Origin of the sequence: Actinomadura sp. KC06 (assembly GCF_004348735.1) — a bacterium.
In the GTDB taxonomy this organism is placed as follows: domain Bacteria; phylum Actinomycetota; class Actinomycetes; order Streptosporangiales; family Streptosporangiaceae; genus Spirillospora.
The window spans coordinates 1-18,307 of the sequence record NZ_SMKT01000096.1 but is presented as its reverse complement, the minus strand read 5'-3'; the positions used below and the strand labels follow the sequence as shown (position 1 = coordinate 18,307).

19 protein-coding genes are annotated in these 18,307 nt (G+C 68.3%); 3 read left to right on the top strand and 16 right to left on the bottom strand.

All coding sequences use genetic code 11. The features are described from left to right. Window positions 1-94: 94 nt before the first annotated feature. Window positions 95-979 (bottom strand): helix-turn-helix transcriptional regulator, encoded by an 885-nt coding sequence (locus E1287_RS27245; protein WP_165969195.1) that lies wholly within the window; start codon window positions 977-979, stop codon window positions 95-97. A 112-nt stretch (window positions 980-1,091) separates the two neighbouring features. Beyond that, entirely contained in the window at window positions 1,092-3,116 is a 2,025-nt protein-coding gene (locus E1287_RS27240) for an ABC transporter ATP-binding protein (protein WP_347813987.1), read from the bottom strand. Between the two features lie 539 nt (window positions 3,117-3,655). On the opposite strand from E1287_RS27240, the gene E1287_RS27235 reads away from it, so the two are divergent. Beyond that, window positions 3,656-4,591, top strand: coding sequence for a hypothetical protein (locus tag E1287_RS27235; RefSeq protein ID WP_131967925.1), 936 nt, complete (start codon window positions 3,656-3,658; stop codon window positions 4,589-4,591). A gap of 91 nt (window positions 4,592-4,682) precedes the next feature. Here the strand turns inward: E1287_RS27235 and E1287_RS27230 are convergent, their stop codons facing one another. From E1287_RS27230 to E1287_RS43975, 12 genes are all read right to left on the bottom strand, one after another. Beyond that, on the bottom strand, window positions 4,683-5,159 hold the full coding sequence (locus E1287_RS27230) for a hypothetical protein (protein WP_131967924.1): 477 nt from the start codon (window positions 5,157-5,159) through the stop codon (window positions 4,683-4,685). Further along, window positions 5,156-6,061 carry a hypothetical protein gene (locus E1287_RS27225; protein WP_131967923.1) on the bottom strand — a complete coding sequence of 302 codons (906 nt, stop codon included), beginning with the start codon at window positions 6,059-6,061 and terminating at the stop codon, window positions 5,156-5,158. The genes E1287_RS27230 and E1287_RS27225 overlap by 4 nt, the downstream gene beginning before the upstream one ends. Beyond that, a complete protein-coding gene (locus E1287_RS27220) occupies window positions 6,058-6,927 on the bottom strand; it encodes a hypothetical protein (protein WP_131967922.1) in 870 nt (289 codons plus the stop codon). The genes E1287_RS27225 and E1287_RS27220 overlap by 4 nt, the downstream gene beginning before the upstream one ends. A 48-nt stretch (window positions 6,928-6,975) precedes the next feature. Next, a complete protein-coding gene (locus tag E1287_RS27215; RefSeq protein WP_131967921.1) occupies window positions 6,976-7,854 on the bottom strand; it encodes a hypothetical protein in 879 nt (292 codons plus the stop codon). Between the two features lie 58 nt (window positions 7,855-7,912). After that, complete coding sequence (locus tag E1287_RS27210; RefSeq protein ID WP_131967920.1) at window positions 7,913-8,869, bottom strand: endonuclease/exonuclease/phosphatase family protein; 957 nt, start codon at window positions 8,867-8,869, stop codon at window positions 7,913-7,915. Continuing rightward, on the bottom strand, window positions 8,866-9,720 hold the full coding sequence (locus tag E1287_RS27205) for an endonuclease/exonuclease/phosphatase family protein (protein WP_131967919.1): 855 nt from the start codon (window positions 9,718-9,720) through the stop codon (window positions 8,866-8,868). The genes E1287_RS27210 and E1287_RS27205 overlap by 4 nt, the downstream gene beginning before the upstream one ends. Before the next feature lie 182 nt (window positions 9,721-9,902). Beyond that, window positions 9,903-10,475 (bottom strand): hypothetical protein, encoded by a 573-nt coding sequence (locus E1287_RS27200; protein ID WP_131967918.1) that lies wholly within the window; start codon window positions 10,473-10,475, stop codon window positions 9,903-9,905. Between the two features lie 97 nt (window positions 10,476-10,572). Further along, window positions 10,573-12,054 (bottom strand): S53 family peptidase, encoded by a 1,482-nt coding sequence (locus E1287_RS27195; protein WP_131967917.1) that lies wholly within the window; start codon window positions 12,052-12,054, stop codon window positions 10,573-10,575. Between the two features lie 117 nt (window positions 12,055-12,171). Continuing rightward, on the bottom strand, window positions 12,172-13,005 hold the full coding sequence (locus E1287_RS27190) for an SAM-dependent methyltransferase (protein WP_131967916.1): 834 nt from the start codon (window positions 13,003-13,005) through the stop codon (window positions 12,172-12,174). Next, window positions 12,986-13,849 (bottom strand): SAM-dependent methyltransferase, encoded by an 864-nt coding sequence (locus E1287_RS27185; RefSeq protein ID WP_131967915.1) that lies wholly within the window; start codon window positions 13,847-13,849, stop codon window positions 12,986-12,988. Before E1287_RS27185 ends, E1287_RS27190 begins: the two co-directional genes overlap by 20 nt. Continuing rightward, window positions 13,849-14,067 (bottom strand): hypothetical protein, encoded by a 219-nt coding sequence (locus E1287_RS27180; protein WP_131967914.1) that lies wholly within the window; start codon window positions 14,065-14,067, stop codon window positions 13,849-13,851. The genes E1287_RS27185 and E1287_RS27180 overlap by 1 nt, the downstream gene beginning before the upstream one ends. A gap of 78 nt (window positions 14,068-14,145) precedes the next feature. After that, window positions 14,146-14,565: a hypothetical protein gene (locus E1287_RS43975; RefSeq protein ID WP_165969194.1), complete on the bottom strand. Its 420-nt coding sequence runs from the start codon at window positions 14,563-14,565 to the stop codon at window positions 14,146-14,148. Window positions 14,566-14,830: 265 nt separating this feature from the next. Between E1287_RS43975 and E1287_RS27165 the strand changes: the two genes are divergently transcribed. Together E1287_RS27165 and E1287_RS27160 are read left to right on the top strand one after the other, a co-directional pair. Further along, window positions 14,831-16,225, top strand: a complete 1,395-nt coding sequence (locus E1287_RS27165; RefSeq protein ID WP_165969193.1) for a helix-turn-helix transcriptional regulator — start codon at window positions 14,831-14,833, stop codon at window positions 16,223-16,225. Further along, window positions 16,222-17,145, top strand: coding sequence for an aminoglycoside phosphotransferase family protein (locus E1287_RS27160; protein ID WP_165969192.1), 924 nt, complete (start codon window positions 16,222-16,224; stop codon window positions 17,143-17,145). The genes E1287_RS27165 and E1287_RS27160 overlap by 4 nt, the downstream gene beginning before the upstream one ends. A 248-nt stretch (window positions 17,146-17,393) precedes the next feature. Here E1287_RS27160 and E1287_RS27155 read toward each other — a convergent pair whose 3' ends face one another. Together E1287_RS27155 and E1287_RS27150 are read right to left on the bottom strand one after the other, a co-directional pair. Continuing rightward, on the bottom strand, window positions 17,394-17,852 hold the full coding sequence (locus E1287_RS27155; RefSeq protein WP_131967909.1) for a pilus assembly protein TadG-related protein: 459 nt from the start codon (window positions 17,850-17,852) through the stop codon (window positions 17,394-17,396). Continuing rightward, window positions 17,849-18,307 (bottom strand): TadE/TadG family type IV pilus assembly protein (locus tag E1287_RS27150; protein WP_207934487.1); only part of this gene is annotated, 459 nt, incomplete at its 5' end. The genes E1287_RS27155 and E1287_RS27150, both read right to left, overlap by 4 nt.

Below are 18,307 nucleotides of genomic sequence, written 5' to 3'. Positions count from 1 at the left end.
CGAGTTCGGGTCTTCGCCGACTAGATGCAGTGACAACGCAAACTCCCGTGAATGCCGAAAGTGAAGGACATCTCGACCCTTTCTGTCGCGGCGTTCAGGCGTCAAGCCGATCTGCGGCCTCAGTGATTATGCGTCGTGCTGGTTCGCCGTGGACCGCCAGACCGAAAAGCCGATCCCACGCGGCGAGATAGTCGGCGACCTCGGTCGGCTGGGATACCGACAAGAAACCCGACACCAGCTCTACCGTGACCAGGTCGGCGTCGCTGATGACGAAGGTGTGCTCGGGCCACACCCGGTGCCCGAGCCGGGAACGATCGGTGGTCAGTGGGATGATCCCCAGGGACACCGATGGCAGCCGCGCCACCCTCAGCAGGTGCTCCAACTGCTCGACATGCTGACGAGCTGGGATGACACGGTGATGCAGCACCTGCTCTTCAAGCACGAACACAAAGCGCGCGTCCGGCCGACGCAGCACGCGCTGCCGGTCCATCCGCTCTGCCACCGCTTCGGCGACGTCGTCGATCTCGACATGCTGCTCGATCCGGATCGACTCCAGCGCCCTGGTGGTGTACGCCCGAGTCTGCACGAGGCCGGGAATCACGTGCGCGCAATAGGTCCGCATCAGCTTGACCCGCTCGTAACGGTCCCGGACGGACTCCTGGGCGAGCTTGAGGCCACCGCGGTTGAGCTGCCGGTAGGTCAGCCACATCCGCTCGGCGGCGGCCTGTTCAGCCAGCAATTCGCGTGCCCGGCGATCGGATGCACCACAAACCCTGCACCAAAGTCGCACGTGATCGGCCGACGCCGGACGAACCGCCCGTTCGATCTTGGACACGTTCGTGGAACTGCGCCACCCGGCCCTGCGCGCAAACTCGACCCCCGAGATACCCGCGTTCACGCGGAGCTCGCGGAGTTGGTCGGCCAGCCGCTGCCGGGCGGCTTGCGCGCTGGAGGACGATGGCGAGGGCATCGCCTCCATCCAAGCGCAACGGCCCCAACAACAGGCAAGCCCGTGTCCTTGCCCGCCGTGGACACCGGCTCTGCGCCGGTCAGCAGTGCTGGGGGAGCCGACGAGGCCAGCGGTGTCTTCATCATGGTCGGGCTCCTGGTCCCAGCGGTCGGTTCCCCGCACCGATGGTGAGAACACCGTCGTCGTCTCCACCTTGCCGGTACGCCGACGCTTGCAGCTCATATAGCTCGGCATACAGGCCGTCCAGTGCCATGAGGTCGCGGTGAGTACCGTGTTCGGTGACGCGGCCGCGGTCGAGGACGTAGATGCGGTCGGCGTGCCGAACGCTGGCCAGCCGATGGGTGATCAGCAAGACGGTGCGCTCGTGCCGTGCGGCATGCTCGCGGATCTGGTCGAAAAGGTGGTGCTCGGCGCGCGCGTCGAGCGCGGCGGTGGGCTCATCACAGATCAGCAGGGGGGCGTCCCGGTAGAAGCCGCGCGCGGCCGCCAGCCGCTGCCATTGCCCGCCCGACAGCTCACACCCGCCTGCGAAGCGCTTGTCCAGAAGAGTGTCCAGGCCGAGTGGCAAGGTAGCGATCACCTGGTCGGCGCCGGCCGCGGTCGCAGCCTCATCGACGCTTGCCCGGACGCCTGCGGCGGCGATGTCATCGCCCATGGTGATGTTGTCGGCCGCGGTCATCGGCCAGTGTGTGTGGTCCTGGGCGACGACGGCGATCGCCCGCCGCAGTGCTTCGGGATCCAGATACTCCACCAAGGTATCGTCCCAGCGCACGACACCTGCCTGCGGGGCGTACAGGCCAGCGAGGATCTTGGCGAGGGTCGTCTTCCCGGATCCGTTCTCCCCGACCAACGCGACGATCTCCCCACGGCCGAGCCGCACCGACACCTCGTGCATCGAGGGCACATCGCTGTCGGGATAGGTGAAGGTCACCTCTTCGGCGCAGATCTCCCGGAACTCACGCAGCGCCTGGAGTTGCGTCTCTGTATCATCCCGCTCGCAGGCGCCGACGCAGGTTCGCTGGACGCGCTGCTCGGCGGTCTGGCAGTAGGCCATGTAGTCGTTGAAGTACAGGCCGTCCTCGTAGCAGCGGTTCAGCGCATAGACCAGGTTGACCAAGGACGTCTGCCCGGCGCGGATCGCCAGGACCGCCGTCCCCGCCACCGCGAGCGGCATCACGCCCCGCCACAGAAGCAACCCCAGCGCCGTGTACATCAACGCCGTCGCGACGCCCTTGAGAACATCGCCCCAAACCTGCGACACCGTCTGCCGGCGCGCTAGGTCCAACAAGACGCCACGGATGTGGGCGGCCAGCTCGGCGTACTGGCGTAGCAGAAAGGCCCGAATGGTGAATGAGCGGACCTCGGCGGCATGTCGCCGCTCGGTCATCAGCTCGGACATGATCCAGCCCCGCCGCCGGACCTCCACCAGATCCAATTGGGTCAGATAACCCAGCCGGGCCGCGCGGACTGCCGCCCACCCCTCGGGCAGCGCAGTCAGCAACAACAGCGGCAGTAGCACCGGGTGCAGCACGCCGAGTGCACCGGCCGCGGCCGTGACACCGACGGCGGCGGTGAACAAGTCCACGGCATTGTCGACCATGGACGGGGCCGAGTCCATCCCCCGCAGCCGGGCCCGGTGCAGGTCGTCCTGGAACTCGGCGTCGTCGAATGCCGCCAGCTCGATCGCGGTCGTCAGCTCGTACAACTGCTGCTCAACGATCTGCTGCACCTGCGGACGCAGCCGAGCCTGCGCCCACTGCGCCCCAGTCGCGAACGCCGCCCGGACCGCAACCGCCGCCCCCACCAGCAGTAACTCCGGCACCGCGGCCCGCACCCGATCAGGGGTCGGACCCGCCGAAAACAGCGCCGTCAGCACCCCGGTAGTCGCCAGCAACCCGAACGCGGTGAACATCCCCGCGATCACGTTGAACGCGATCGTCGCGGCCAGATCCCGTCGGCTCGCCCGCCAAGCGAGCCGCATCACCTGCCCGATCAGGACTGGCAAGCGCCGTGCCATGGTGAGCATTCCGGTATCGGAGAGCTCGGCAGCCTTGCGGTACCACTTGTGTTCACTCAAAGCCGGCCCTATGGGTGCTGTGACCGGCTCAGGGACATGCCTGCGCCACCACAGCTTCAGCTTCTTCACAGGTCCACCTCCCCCGAACCGCAACTCGATGGCACCTTGCGGTCGCTGAAGCAGGCAACACTGGTCACGGAAACGACCTCCACGCACTGGGACGGGACCACCCTGCTTGCCGTGCACGAGCACGAGGAAGAGTTTTGGCGGTCTTTGGCCCCACGCTCGCGGTGGTCTCCGTCCGACGGGTAAGCCCGAATGCGCTGCGCTCCGTGGCCGCTCGGTACGCGCTAGGCTCGCCGCGCCGAGGTCGATGAAAACCGTGAACGGTTGCTCTAGAAGTGCGCGAGCAGGCATGCCCTGGGCCGAGGCCCGCGCCAGAGGCATACGGCACTGCCCACCTGTGTGAAGGGCTTGTACGGCAGCTATGCCTTTTACGTGTTCCAGCCACCACGTCTCAGTGCGGAGGGTACTCTCGTGAGTTGCCTCAGTGAGACACAGAAAGGTACAAAACGCCTAAAATCTCACGGCAGCTATTTGATTCGAGCATAAAATCCGGAAGGAAGTGTCCTATGGCGGCTGGTCCTTCGCGGGATCCCGTGATCCAGATGTCTGACGAGCACATCGATCAAGTGCTGGCCGATCTAGCTGCGGTCGTTGAGCAGTTCAGAGCTGAGTACCTGGCGGTGAACTCGCTCGCCGAGCGGTTGGACGACGAGGCCGAGCGACGGTTGGAGGAGCGTGCTGCCAGAAGTACGGCACCCACCACCGATATCACTACGCCTATGCCGCGGGAGACGCTCCATTCATTGCAGTGCAGACTGGCCCAGGACAGTGCCCGGCAACATCGTGAGGCGTTCCGTGGCCTAGTCGCCTGGTGGGCGGACGCCGCCATGGTCGCTGTCCTGTTCAGCGCTCATGGCCAGAAGCCTAATGCCGTTCGCGTTGCTGCAGGCGATCCCTATTCCTGGATGACAACTGAAGACCTGGAGCATCTTCCTCCGATCCCCGAGCACGACCGCAAGCTCGCCGAGTTGGGTGTGTTCCTCGCTGGCGGACCGGCCCTCCCCGGTGATCCGCATTCTGACGATTTTGCGGCCAAGACCCAGGAGCACTTCGAGAGCCTCGGTCTAAAGATCCAAACGGATCCCGATGGAGAGCCGACCCTTGTCGAGGATGGCTTCCCCGAAGCGCGCCGACGCCGGCTTTGGGGCGGAGCCTGGCAGGAGCATCGCATGCCGCTGCTAGTGGAAACCACGCAGCTCACAGAGTTCCTCGCGCAGCTCGGGGTTCCATCAGAAACCGTCGATGCGATCTCGAAAGTATCTACCGCGGTCGAAGCAGTGCGCGAGACCAAGATTAGAATCGCCAAGCTGGAAGCCCAGCTTCAAGACGAGGAACTCAGCGGAGAGGCGGAAAAAGCGGCCATCACCGAAATCGATCAATCGTTGTCTGTGTCGGACGTCACCGATGATCGCCTTATCGAATACGCGCAAACACTCACAGCGAGCCTTCCTGTCATACGCGCATCCAAAATCGGGTGAGTGTGACGGAGATATTTGCCCCTGATTGCGGAGCAGTTGCCCATTACGCGGCGTCAACAGGCTCGTGGTCAGGATGTTGGTCAGAGGCTGATCACACCTCGCCCTCGTCCACGAGGACCAGTTCACGGCGCCCTAGCGATAGCAGGCGGTGTATCGACATCGCGGTCTCTTGCCCGTAGCCGAGGGTCACCAGTGCCGAGTCCATGGTTTCCAGGGCGGCCCCCGCGGGCCGTTCGGTGACCTCCCGTTCCCGAATCTGCGCCGCGCGTTCGTTTACCGCCGACACCATCTGATGGAGAACCTCGACGTTGTGCATCAGGAGCTCCAGCGCGTCCACGACTCCGGACAAAGGCAGGTCGTCCAGGCCCCCACGCAGGGTCTTCATCGTGATCTCTGCCTGGTCGGCCAGGGTGTCCAAAGCTGTGAGGATGCCTCTCACGCGCCCCGGCGCGCCCTCCTGCTCCCGCGGAGCCTGCTCTCGCGGGGCCTCCTGCTCTCGCGCGACCTGTTCGGGTAGGGCCTGCTCGCGCGGGGGATGTTGCTCTTGCAGGGCTTGATCTTGGGTCACGCCTGCTCCTGGGTGTACAGGTGTTGGAGGGGCCGTGTGTTGATCGGCGCGGTGGCCAGGGTTGCGGGGCGGGGCGTGAGCCCGGCGCGGTGGTCGCGGACGGCCTCGCCTGGGTCGGGTTCGTGTGTGATCAGGTGGGCGGCGCCGGGCGTGGTCAGCAGCGCCCAGGAGGCCATGACGGTCGCGGTCAACGCGAACAGTTCGGCGAGGTCCTGCGAGGACGGCGCGTCATGCGCGGGCGGATCGGCGAATTCGTCCGCGGCCGGGTGGGTGGCCGGGTCGGCGTCTGGGCAGGGCGCGAGGGTCGTCCCGATTCCGCCGAAGGTCAACGGGCCCATATCCAACAGTGCTTGCTGGGCTTGGCGGCGTGTCCAGCCAGCCTGGGCCATGTTGTGGCGGGCGACAGTGCGGTGGTCGGCCCACCAGTACAGCCATATCCCCTCGGGGGCGGGGCCCCAATGACAAGCCGTCAGTGGCACGCCGACGCTGTCGTAGCCGACGCCGTCGGCCCATCGCAGCAAGCCGGCCTCGGCAGGTGGCCCTTCCACGTAGGTCCATCCTCGGCGGACCCCTGGGGCGAGGTCGGCGGCGTAGTCGACCATGCTGGCGCCGCAGGTGACGGCGGCGGCGGTGGCGGCCTCGTCCAGGCCGTACAGGTGCGCGTCGGTTAACCGCGCCGCTTCGTCTTCCGCCATCGCTGCGGGCTGTCGGGAGACGGGGAGGTTCTCGATGCTCGCTGGCGCGGTGAGCCTTCCGCAGTAGCGCTGCTCGTGGGACCACAGGCTTTCGCCGTGGCGGACGATGCAGCGGTGGGTGACGCGGCGCAGTCGATACAGGTGATCGATCCGCGCGGCCGGGTCGGCGGACGCGAACGGATCGACGTCGAGAGGATCCACGGTCATCGGGCTTCCCCGTGCGTCTGCCCCTCGTGTTCTTCCCCCGGCTCTTGGCCGATGGTGAGCTCGGCCCAGACGGGGCGGTGGTCGGACAGGTCGTCGGCGCCGCGCTCGACGCCGAACCCGGTGATCCACTCGGTCGGCAGCGTCGTATAGATCCGGTCGCACCGGTAGGCGAGCGTGTCGTCGTCGTGCCCCACGGTCGGGGTGCGGTCGCCCCAGATGTGGCCGACGTCCTGGAAGCCTGCGGCGGCGAGTTCCTCGGCTGGGCTGGTGTCGAATTTCTTGGCCGCCTTGTACGGGTCGAGGTCGTGCTCGCGGGCGTCGAGCTTGTCGCCGATCGCTGCGGCGTTGAAGTCGGCCACGTAGATCAGGTCCAGGTGGCGGTGCACGGTGAGGAGTTCTGCTTCGGCTTGGCGGATGGTGGGGGAGCTGGGGGCGCAGTGGCCGACCAGGAAGTGGATGGGGCGAGGGTGCCCGTCGATGCGGAGTTTGAGGTTGATGAGGCTGTGGACGAACGGCGGGCTGGTCAGGTGGGTGGCGTCTTCGACGGTGAGGTGGTCGCTCTGCCGGACGAAGGCCGCCAGGTCGCAGCCGTAGAAGGGTGAGCGGCCCACGTAGGGCCAGGACATCCCGAGTTCGCTGGAGACGAAGTTGGTGACGTCGGGGGAATGGACGCCCCAGGTCGCTTCTTGGAGGCCGAGCAGGTCGAGGTTGAGCCGCGACAGCACCGCGAGTTGTTTGCGCAGGCGGGAGGTATCGAGAGGACGTCCGAAGTCGTCGTCCTGGTCGCGGTCGGTGGCGGACTTGGGCAGGCCACCCTCGAAGAGGTTGTATCCGCCGACGCGGATGATGGCGGGCTTGTCAGGCATGAACGTTCGCTTTCCGGCAGGAAGGTCGCTCGGGTGGATGGTTGGCTTTCAGGGCGTGGTCTTCACCGTGGTGGCGATGGTGATCGCAGGGGTGGTCAGGCCGGCGTTGCGGTCGGCGGTCTGATCGGCGTCGCTGGGCGGGTGGTGGTGGAGGTGGATGCCGGTGGGCGGGTCGGCCAGCAGAGACCAGGTGGCCAGCGTGGTGTAGAGCTGAGCGATGACGTCGTCGTCGACGGTGATCGGCTCGGCGGCGGAGTCACCGGCCGGAGCGCTTGGCCTCGCAGGCTTTCGGGTGGGGTGTGCGGGTGCGCTGTCGCGGTAGGGCCATATGAGCTGCTGGTCGCTGTACCACAGGGGCCCGAAGAACGGCAGAGCGTTGCCGACGCTCAGGACCGACTCTGCCCACGTGCCTTTGCTCTCGTGGCCGTAGGACTTGATCACGGCGCGGCTGTCGGCCCACCACACGATCCAGACCCCCTGCCTGGCGGCGGGCCCCCAGTGGCAGACCGTGATCGGCACGCCGCGGGCGTTGTAGCTGATGCCGCCGGGGTCGCGCCAGCGTAGGAACCCCGCTGGATGGGGTGGCTGGATGTCCAGCGTGTCGACGACGTCGGGCCTGCCGGCCAGGGCGGTCACGTCATGGTGGCGGTGTTCGCGGATGGCAGCGCCGAACTGGACCGCGTGGCGCGTGGCGTCGGGGTCCAGGTCGTAGAGGGCGGCGTCGGCCAGGCGCTGGGCCTCCTGGCGGGCGTGGGCGCGGTAGCGCTTGCGCTCGGGCAGTTTGGCGACCTCGGGCGGCACGACGAGGTCCCACCGTTCACCGTTATGTTCGTGCTCCCACGCCTTGGCGGCGTAGCGGCGCAGGAACTCGTGGGCGCCCCGGCGTAGCCGGAACAGCGTGCCGGGTGAGGGATCGTGATGGTCCATATGTGTGGCTTTCAATGGGGGTGCGGGTCTGTCGTCGATGCGGCGGACAGGAGCCGGCTCAGCCAGCGGCGTGCGTGATCGGGCCATCCCCTTGCGGCCCGGCGCGGGAGGTGAGGATGCGGCGCAGGGCGGCCATGCTGAAGTCGAAGATCAGCCCGTCGTGGTCGCTGCCGATGCTCACCTGCCAGTAGCCGGTTGCGGCGGTGGCCAGCTCGGGTGAGGCGTAGGCCCGGTCGACTCGGGCCTTGCCCTTGCCGGTCGCTCGCAGCTCCGGCGGGTTGCGGTGGTCGGCGGGCAGACGCGCGGCGATGTCGAGGAGCCCGGCCCGGCTGAACACGTCATCGACGTCGTAGTTGGCTTCCAGGTCTCCGTCCGCGCGTTGCCGGCATCGGGTCACGCGCAGATGGGCTGGCAGGTTGTCCAATTCGCGTGCGGTGACGGGCGGGCCGCCGCGTGGGTAGGTGTTGATGTCGCCGGCGACCAGGATGAGCCCTTGGGTTTCGGCGATCAGGGCGGCGAGTGTTTGGGCCTGGGAGAGCTGGTCGACGGCGGATCGGGCGGGGAGGTGGACGCTGAAGCACAGCAGCGGGAGGGGGAGTTCGGGGATATTCAACTCCACCCGGCACCAGGATTCGTGTTGGGTGCCGCCGAAGCGGGTGTGGGTGTAGGGGCCGGTGTCGGTGATGCTCCACCCGGTCCTGCGCGTGTCGAGCAGGATTGCAGTGTGCAGGGCGGAGCGGGCACCCGGCGGCACCGGGCCCAGCACCGCCTCCATGTTGAGGGCGTTGGCGGTGCGCTGCACGTGCCGGAACTGGCGCAGCGCCGGTTGCGGTACCCCGAACTCCTGGCAGAGCACCACGTGCGGGCCAGCCGTGCCGAGCACGTCGACGGTCTGGTGCCAGCGCTGATCCGACCCGTCGTTGTCGATGCCGCCATAGCGCCAGTTGACCGAGGCGATCCGGAGGGTGTCGTCGGCGGCTGCGGGGACGGTCGCGGGCAGAGGGCGGTGAGTCATGTCCATTCGCGGGCCTCGACGTGATGAAGGGCGGTGGTCTGGATCGTCGTGAGGGTCGCGTCGTGGTCGCTGGCCTGGCCGGTGCCGACCCGCCGGTAGTCGCAGACGGCCTCGGTCATGTTGTCGGTGACCCAGATCTGATCGGTTCGCACGCCGCCGTGATGCCCCGTGGGCACGAGCAGCTCCTCGGCCGTACCGGGGGCGGGTTGGCGGGTGGCGATGAGGGCGGCGACGTCGAGCAGGCCGGCGTCGGCCAGGGTGAAGCCGACCTCCCGATCAGCGCACCACTCCTGGTCGGGCAGGTAGCGGCGTTGGCATCGGGAGCTGCGGTTATAGGGCGGGACGCTCTCCCAGTCCGGCTCGGGATCGCCGGGCGGGAGGTGGTTGATGTCGCCGCCGATCACCCCCATACCGCCGTACCGGTAGAGGCGCGCCGCCAGCAGCTGCGCCTCCTGCGCGGCGGCCAGGACCGAGTAGGGGTTCAGATGCGCGGAGATCGCGGTGAGCGGCACCTGCACCTCGGGATCGGCGAGCACGTCCAGGACGGCGACGCCGAACCCGTGGTGGGTGTCGTGCGCGTACTTGGTCTCCCATTGCCGCCACCGCAAGGTGCTGGTGCGGTGCATCACCACGGTGTGCGCCCCGGACCGAGACGGCGCGACGTGCGCGCGCAACCCCACGTCGTCTTCGGCATCGGCCTGCAACCGCGGGTCGACCGCCCAGCCGTGCGCCTCCTGGCCCAGCAGGAGATCAGGCTCGACCTTCCGGATGATCTCGACCAGGTCACCCCACCGGTCATCAGGACGACCGCGAGCGTCGGCGCGGCCGCCGTAGCGGAAATTCAAGGTCATGACGGTGAGTAGCACGTGTGAGTTACTCCCTAAGGCGTGCCAGGCGGAGTGGATTGGAGGGGTACTCGCCCGGCCGGAGACCGGGTGGACCGCCTGACGGGGGGCCATCGACTCGACGCGGTCCGGGGCCTGCGGCCGGGCAAGGGACCAACAGGGCGCGGTTGGGTGCGGGCTAGGGCTGCTCAGGTCGGCTGCTGGCTCGGTCCGCGCGCGTGGTTGGCGTTGGCGTCTCGGACCTGGCGTTGCACGTTGATCGCGGTGCCCCACAGCATGATCAGCACGTTCTCGGCGCCACGTTCTTGGGCTGCGGCGCGTTCCTGGTAGAGCGTGCGGATCGATCCCCGGCCCTCTGCCGCGTAGGTCTCGACCATCTGCTGGGCGGCGCGAGCGTTGGCGCGGTGGATCCCGCGGACCTTGACCATGTCCTGCCCGGTCATGCTGGGCACTGCGGCCCGGACACGCGTGATGCTCGTGCGCTCGTCGACCAGGAAACGGCTGACATCGGGCAAGCCGTCGTCGGTGACGGCGCCCACCGCGCGGCAACCGTGCTGGATGATCTCGATGAAAGCCTCGACCATCATCGGGCCGATCTCGGGAAAGTCGCGCCGATGTGTCATCGCGGTGAACGCCTCATAAGCACCGTAATGATCACCGTTGACGCTGGTGGCGATGATCTCCTTGCATTGGTCACCGATGGTGGTCCGGCGCGTGGAGCGGGGCTTCGATCGAGGCTTCGCCGACCGGGATCTCGCCACGGTGTGCTCCGTTCTAGGCGGCTGGAGGTCGGGGTGTCGGGGCCGGGCGGCCGCCACAGGGGTGTGGTCGGCCGCCCGGCATCGTGCGGCGATCTGGTCAGCGGGCCGAACGGCCCAGGCGGGCGAGGGCGGGCACCAGCCGAGCAGCGTCACCGATGGTGCCGACGCCGGAGACCGGGTCCCAGCCGGGGCGGGCGCACCATCCCTGGTTGCCGGGCACGCTGTTGCAGCCGGTGGTGACGTCGGCGATCCCGGACACCTGGGCGCGGCGCGGGGTGGCGGCGACCCGGTACAGGGCGGGGTTGAGCACGCCGAGGGGCCGGTGCGCGGCCTGCCGGACCAGGGCGGTGACCCCGGCGATCAGCGGTGCGGCCACCGAGGTGCCGGCCGCGCGCCGCCACCCGCCGTCCCGGTCGATCTGGCCGCCGAGCACGTTGTAGGTGGAGTAGAACACCACCCGGGATTCCCCCGAGCCGTTGGCGGCGATGTCGGCGACGCCGCGGCGGTTGCCGACCAGGTTCCGGTATGGGTCCTGGTAGGGCGGGCGGCCGAACACCGCGGACAGGCCGCCGCCGGTGGCCATTCCGGTGCCGTGCGGGTCGTCCCACACGGTGTCGGGGCGGGTGCGGTCACCGGCGTCGGTCAGGTGCATCCGGGTTCCGGCGACTGCGGTGACGTGCGGGGAGCTGGCGGGCCATGGCACGGCCGGGTCGGGGCTGGTGCCGGAGGTGTTGCCGGTGTCGCCGTTGGACACGATCATCGTCGCGGCGTGCCGCTCGGCGAGCTGGGCGACCTGCCGGTCCAAGCCGCGCAGCACCCGCGCGGGCAGGTCGGCCTCGTAGTTGCCGTAGGACTGGGAGAACACCGCGCCGGGGTGGGTGCGGGCATAGGACCGCATCGCACGGAGGATCTCGGCGTACCCGGCGTCGGGTCCGTCGAAGTTGCCCGGGGTGACCAGCGCGACGAGCTTGGCGTCGGGGGCCATCCCGTGCACCATCGACATGTCCAGCACGGCCTCTTCGGCCACCGCGTACCGGAACGGGGCGTCCGGCGCGTCCGGCGCGGGCATGGGCGCGATGGTCCCGAACTGGCGGACCTCGGTGTCGGGGGTGGGCAGGCCGTAGGCGGTGCTGAAGCGGGCCAGGTCCTGCTTCAGGGTGGGGGATCCGTACCAGATCGGGAACACCACTGTGGTGCCCTTGCCGGTCCAGCCCTCCCGGCGGGCGTCGTCGACACCGTAGGCGCGGGCCAACTGCCGGACCGAGAAGCATGGGGCGCCGAACTGGGCGCGGCATTGGGCCGTGGTGGGCGGCGCGGCACCCTCACCAGCAGCGGTGAGGCCGTGGGTGAGGGTTTTGGCCGCGCGGACGTCCTGGGCGGAGATCCGGGTCTGGAGCGGGCCGCCGCCGTGCAGCGGCAGGATGCCCTGCGCGAGCTGGCGGGCCAGCACCGACGGTGAGGTTTCGGCGACGGCCACGACGGGTCGGGAGTCCGCCGGCCACGCGGCCAGGGCGCCGACCGTGGCCAGCGCGGTACCGGCCGCGATCGCGGAGAAGATCTTGCACTTTGTGGGGGACAAAGGGGGGCTCTTTCTATCGCGCTGTGATGGGGGTGGCCGCCGGCCCGGCGGCCGAGGGGCTAGGTGGTGCTGGCCCGGCCGACGGGGGACCCCGCGCGGTGGCTAACCGGCCCGCCCTCACCGCCCGGCCTCCCGGTCCGGGACACGACCGACGCCGCAGTACTGGAGGACGGGTTTGCCCGGTGGCCAGGGTTCCGTCCGCCAGTGCGAGCAGGACACGACACCGGGATCCAGCAGCTCCAGGCCGTCGAAGAAGCCGGCGATCTGTTGCGGGCTGTGGGCGGTAACGGGGGCGCCGCCCATGTCCATCACGACCTGCAGGGCCTGGTGCACCCGCTCGCCGTCCAGCTCGGCGGTCGGGTGGGCGATAACGACGTGGCTGCCCGGCGCCAGCGCCGCGACCAGCCCTTCCACCGTCGCCTGCGCTTCGGTGTCGTCGACGACGTAGTTCAAGATGTCCAGCAGCAGGAGCGCGACCGGCTGGGCGAGATCGAGCGTCCGCGCGGCCTCGCACACGATGGTCTCGACGTCACGGGTGTCGGCGTCGATGTGGTCGCAAGCCCCTTCGAGGGTCCCGGTGAGGAGGGCACGGGCATGCACCAGGACGAGGGCGTCGTGGTCCACGTAGACGACACGGGCGTCCGGCGCGACACGCTGCGCGACCTCGTGAGTATTGTCGACGGCGGCTGGCATTCCAGCGCCGACGTCCAGGAACTGCCGGATCCCCACATCCTCGGCCAGGTACCGGACAACGCGGCCGAGGAACGCGCGGTCGTGACGGGCCGCCTGAATGATCCCGGGCAGGATCTCGGCAGCCTTGTCTCCGGCGTCGCGGTCGGCTGGATAGTTGTCCTTGCCGCCCAGCCAGTAGTCCCATACGCGGGCCGAGTTCGGCGCCGTCGGGTTGATCTTGGTAGTGACCGTGAGCTCGTCAGCTTGCCAGAGCAGCATGCGGCACCTCCTCCGAGCCGGGGGCTTGGGGGAGCACGGCGGCCATGCCGACGACGCGGACCGTCTCGTACACCTCTTGCTGATAGGTGCCGTCGGGGGACCACAGCTGCACGTCGGTCAACCCGGGCGGGAGGAGGTCCCAGCCGTCGGCGAGGGCGGCGATGGCCTCCTCCTCGCGGAAGATGATAGAGCTGCTGCCCCGTTCGTACGCCGCTGTCATCCCGCCGACGCGGTCCTCGCCAATGTGGGAGGAGGTCGCGTGCGAGAGGACGACGACGCTGCCGGGAGCAAGACGCTCCCGCAGCCCCGCCATCACGGCGGCCGGGTCGTCCACGAAATGCAAGACGGCGGCCAAGACAACGACGGCAGGCCGGCTCAGGTCGATGCGGCCGGCTAGATCAGGGTGCCGCAGGCCGGGGTTGTCGAAGATCGTGTCGAGATCGGTGACGTCCCCGCGGAGCACACCGCCAAAGCCGGCGCCATAGCCGGGCCGCAACGCCCGCGCGTGCGTGAGCACAACCTCGTCATGGTCGAAGGCGAGCACCATGGCATCGGGGTTGACGTGGTGGACGCAGGTCTCCACCGAATCCAGGGGGACGTCGTCCACGATGCCGACACCGATGTCGAACACCTGCCGGATGCCGAACTCGGCGACGGCCCACGCAGCCGCGCGGCCGGCGAACTTGAAGTTCTCCCGCGCTACGGCCGGGGCGTCCGGTGAAGTCCGGATCACCGCTTGGGCGGTCTCCCGGTCGACCTCCGTCCAGCTCTTCCCGCCGAGAAAGAAGTTGTAGACGCGGGCACGCGAGGCTTGAGTGAAGTCCAGAGCCAGGCCGGGCGTCATCACGACTCCGCCGCATCGAGTAGTTCGTGCAGCTTCTGCGGCGTGTCGGCGTCCGCGGCGGTGGTCCGGACAGGGACCGCGTCCTTGCCACGCTTGTCGGTGTCGAGGAAGCCCCACCAGCGGCCCTTGTCCGAACGCACGATGCTCCAGTCCGGGTGGGCGTCCTTCAACCACGCTTTGGCTTGAGCGGGGTCGGTGACTTTGGGCATTGCGGTCATGATCGGTTCCTGGTGGCGAATGCGGGGGTGCATACGGCGGCGGGGATCCGGTGTGGGTCGGTTTCCCCGCCGCCGCGGTCAAGGGACGGCGCCGCCGGGCACGCCCGCCAGGTCGGCGGCAGCCTTGACCAGACCCTCGGGAACGGCCGGAGGAGGCGGGGGCTTGCTGCCGTGCACGAGTTTGATCGCGCTGACGGCGCGGTCGAGGTCATCGACGTCAGAGATCGGGCGATGCGGGGTCTTGGCGTAGGCGAAGTAGGGGCCGTGCCCGCGATCCCGGACCACGACTTCCACGGTCCGCTCCGGGTCGTCGTCGGCGTCCGGCGGTTGGAGGCGCAGGACGGTGTCGTCGCCGTCGCCAACGAGTTCGCATGCCCAGTCACGTTCTTCGAGGCGACGGGCAAGGTCTCGGAGCGGCAGGGCCGGGCCACCCACCGGGATGGCGGGCCCGGTGGGTAGCGGCATCACATTGCCGGTGGTTGATGTCTCAGTGGTCACTGTGGTGACCCTTCCGTTCCGAAAACTTCCCTTGCTGGGCGGAGTCGAGCGAAAGGGAAACGGATCACTTCCGAGCAGCTCGCCTCCGTTCGCCCGTGCAGATTCGCGTTCGCCGGTGGGGGTTGTGAAGGTCGTTGGCTTGGCCGTTCACTGGGGGCATACGGGTTCTGGTCGTTTGCTGGTCGTTTCGGCAGCCAGCACCCCTATCTCGTCATGGTGGGCGACACTCTGTGATGTCCTGCGAGGTCAGAAAGGCAATGTCGCTGTGAACAAGCCGGACCGTAGACAGCGCCCGGGCTTAGTCGCGGCGCGCTCACGACGAGGACTGACTCAGGAGGCCGCCGCCGAGGAGGCCGGAGTCTCGGCGACGACCTGGGCGCGCTGGGAGCAGGGCAAGCAAGGCATCCGGTTGCACTCACGCACCCGGCTCGCGGAGATGTTCGACGTCACTCTCGCTGAAGTCGACCGGTGGGCTGATGGGCAGCAGGCCGAGCCCGTGGTCCCATGGCTGTCGCAGGAGGCGGGATTCACCTCACTGGCGGATACCGTGGAGTCCTGCGGTGAGTTGTGGAGGTGGGACGTGGATCCTGCGCGACGCCGCCTCTTGGGCACGATGCCGTTCGTGCCCGCGGTGCTGAGCGAATGGCTACTTTCTTGGAACCTTGATCCCGTCGATGAGCTGAGGGCCCGCGTGGGCTCGGGCAGATCGGTCGGGATGGAGGACGTACGACGAATTCGGGAAGCGACCCAAGCCTTTGGTCAGATGGACGAACAGTTCGGCGGCGGGCTGGTACGCCCCGCCGTCGTGGACTACCTGAACACCAAGGTTGCTCCATTGTTGGAAGGCCGCTACAGCGAAGAGGTCGGCGAGCACCTAGCTTCGGCCGCTGCGCTGATGACCGAACTGGCCGGCTGGGAGGCGTACGACACCGGCTCCCACGGCCTGGCGCAGATTCACTACGGTCATGCGCTCCAGCTCTCCAAGACAGCCAAGGACCACCTCACCGCCTCTCGAATTCTGTCGTCCCTTGCTCAGCAAGCATGCGACCTCAAGCATCCGCAATGGGCTGTTCGGCTGGCCTCGGCGGCTCACCAAGCGGGGCAGAAGGCCCAGGCACCCCCACGCGTCAGGGCGCACCTCCTGCTGCAAGAGGCAAGAGCAGCAGCTACCGCTATCGCGCTGGCCGACACCCGCGATGCCCATGGCGAGGCACGCGTCCATCGCCTCATCGGTGAGGCCGAGAACGCCTTCGCTCAGGCCGCTCCCGGCGACGACGAACCGACCTGGATCTCCTACTTCAGCAAACCAGAGCTCACTGCCTGTGCTGGGCTGTGCTGGCAGATGATCGGCGAGTATCCGCGTGCCGCCCAGTGCGCCGACCAGGCGGTGCGCGGACTGAACTCCCGGTTCCCTCGGGCCATTCAGCTCAACACTGTGCATTTGGCTACCGCTCGGCTGGGCATGGGGGATCTCGACCACGCGCTGGCCGCGGCTAAGGACGCCGTTCCCATGGCCAATGCTCTGACCTCTCGGCGGTCCGTGGAGTGGGTTCGGGACTTCGACAACAGACTCGCCCCCCACGCCGACGATCCCCAGGTCAAGGACTGGCGCGACTTCATGCGCAGCGAGCTGGGCACACAGCGAGTCCGCGAGGCGTGAATCCCGCCGGGCACGACCAGCAGGTGATTCTCCTACAACAGGTGTGCACGGCTGCCGGACTTGATCCCCGTGGTGCGCTGCGGTTGCCTGGCCGGGCCAACGCGGTCTACCAGCTCCCGCACGCGAACGCCGTGGCGCGGCTCCGCCAGACGCACAACAGCCCCGAATGGGACCGGCGCATGTCTGCCTCGGTGCAGGTGACGCATTGGTTGGCCGAACAGGGCTATCCTGCGGTTCGGCCGCTGGACGCGGTCGCACAGCCGGTCACTGTCGATGGCTGGACCGCCACCTTCTGGCGATATGAGGCGCCTGACGGGGATGTAACGTCGGCGCACGTCACCGATCTGGCTCGGCTGCTGCGCCGCCTGCACACCCTGCCGACCCCGCCGATCGAACTCCCCGCTACCGATCCCCTGGGATCCTTGCCGAACGATCTGCACCAGCACCCGGAAGCGCTCACCCGGCAACAGCGGGACTGGCTTCATCGCCGCTGCGCCGACATCAGTGCGGCCTACCCGACAGCCGCGATGCCCCCAGAGTTGGACCACGGCCTGATCCACGGTGACGCACATACCGGCAACCTGATTGCCGCTCGTGGCGGCTTTGTGTTCTGCGACTGGGACTCGGTCAGCTACGGCCCGCGCGCCCAAGACCTCATTCCCAGCCTTTATGGCGTCGTCCGCCTCGGCAGCCCGAGAACCAGCTGGTTGGAGATGTGCTCTGCCTATGGCATCGACCCCGACCTGGAACACCACCCGGGAATGCGGCTCCTGCACCAAGCCCGGGAAATTCGGGCCCTCGCCGCCTACATTCGCGCCGCCGCGGGCTCCGTGGCAGCAAAGTCCGAGCTGGACAAGCGAATGCGAACGTTGATGACCGGTGAAGACGCCATCTGGCACGCCCCTCAAGGGTTCCGGTAATAGCCGTGTGGCAGAAGTGAGCCGTTGTCCCGGTCGATCCGCCGCATCTGGGTTGGGGCGGTGATTCCCCCAGAACCTTTATATTTCCGTAGAGACCCTTGATTGCATTGCGTCCGATCAAGTCGCGTTTGCGCCTGCGCTGAACCGGTTTTCAGGTGCTGGGCGTCCCGCGTTAGGACCGCGAAACCGTACGCGGTTGGCGGACGTCGGCGCAGGCCAACCGTCCGCTCTCGCGATGTCTCCGGTGATCAACCTGGTGAGGTGGGCCGCTCGACGCCTTGGAGGAGGTCGGCGGTGGCGGTCTTGGTCACCTGGAGGTCGTCGATGCCGATGGCCGATAGTAGAAGGGTGGGTTCGGTGATGGTGACGGTGACGCGGATCTTCTGGCCGCTGGTGATGGTGACCGAACCTGTGTTTCCGCTACTCGCCAGGTACGCGCGGGCGGCGCTGACCGCGGCGGTGCGGTCGACGACGAACCGGCCGCCTTGGGTGTAGGCGCGGTCGCGGTCGATCCGGCCGGCTCCGGCGCGGGCGGCTTCTTCGGCGACGGCGGAGGCTTCGCGCGCGGCGCGGAGTTTGGTGCCGCCGTCGACGACCAGGCCCGCGGCAGCCAGCAGGGCGAGGAAGAACACGATGACGAGCAGGCTGATCGCCCCGTCATCTCGGGTGCGCAACTCCCAGGTGATGGCCAGGACCCTCGCTCTCATGGTTGCCGCCCTCGGAACGGGTCGATCGGACTGGTGAAACGCGCGTTCACCGTGGTGGTGGGGACGCCGGCCATGGAAACGTCGGCGAGTTGGACGGTGCAGCTTACGTGGGTGGTGACGGTGGCCGGGGTTCCGACGGGCCGGGCGAACCCGGAGGTGTCGACGCTGACCTGCGCGGGGCAGTTCAGGCCCTCGCGGGCGAGGGTTGCTTGGGCGCTGCTGGTCGCGTTCGCCCGTGCTGCGGCCGGGTCGCGGGCGATGCTGGCTTGGCGTGCGGCGTCGCGGGCGGCGGCTTCTACCGCTTGGTGGGCTTGGGCGATGCGTCCGGCGGCGACGACGAACAGCAGCATGATGATCAGCGCAGGGGCGAAGATGACCAGTTCCAACGTCACCGACCCGCGATCGCACCGCCCATCGAGCAGAAGGCGTCCGGATCGTCGGGGGACGGCAGGGTG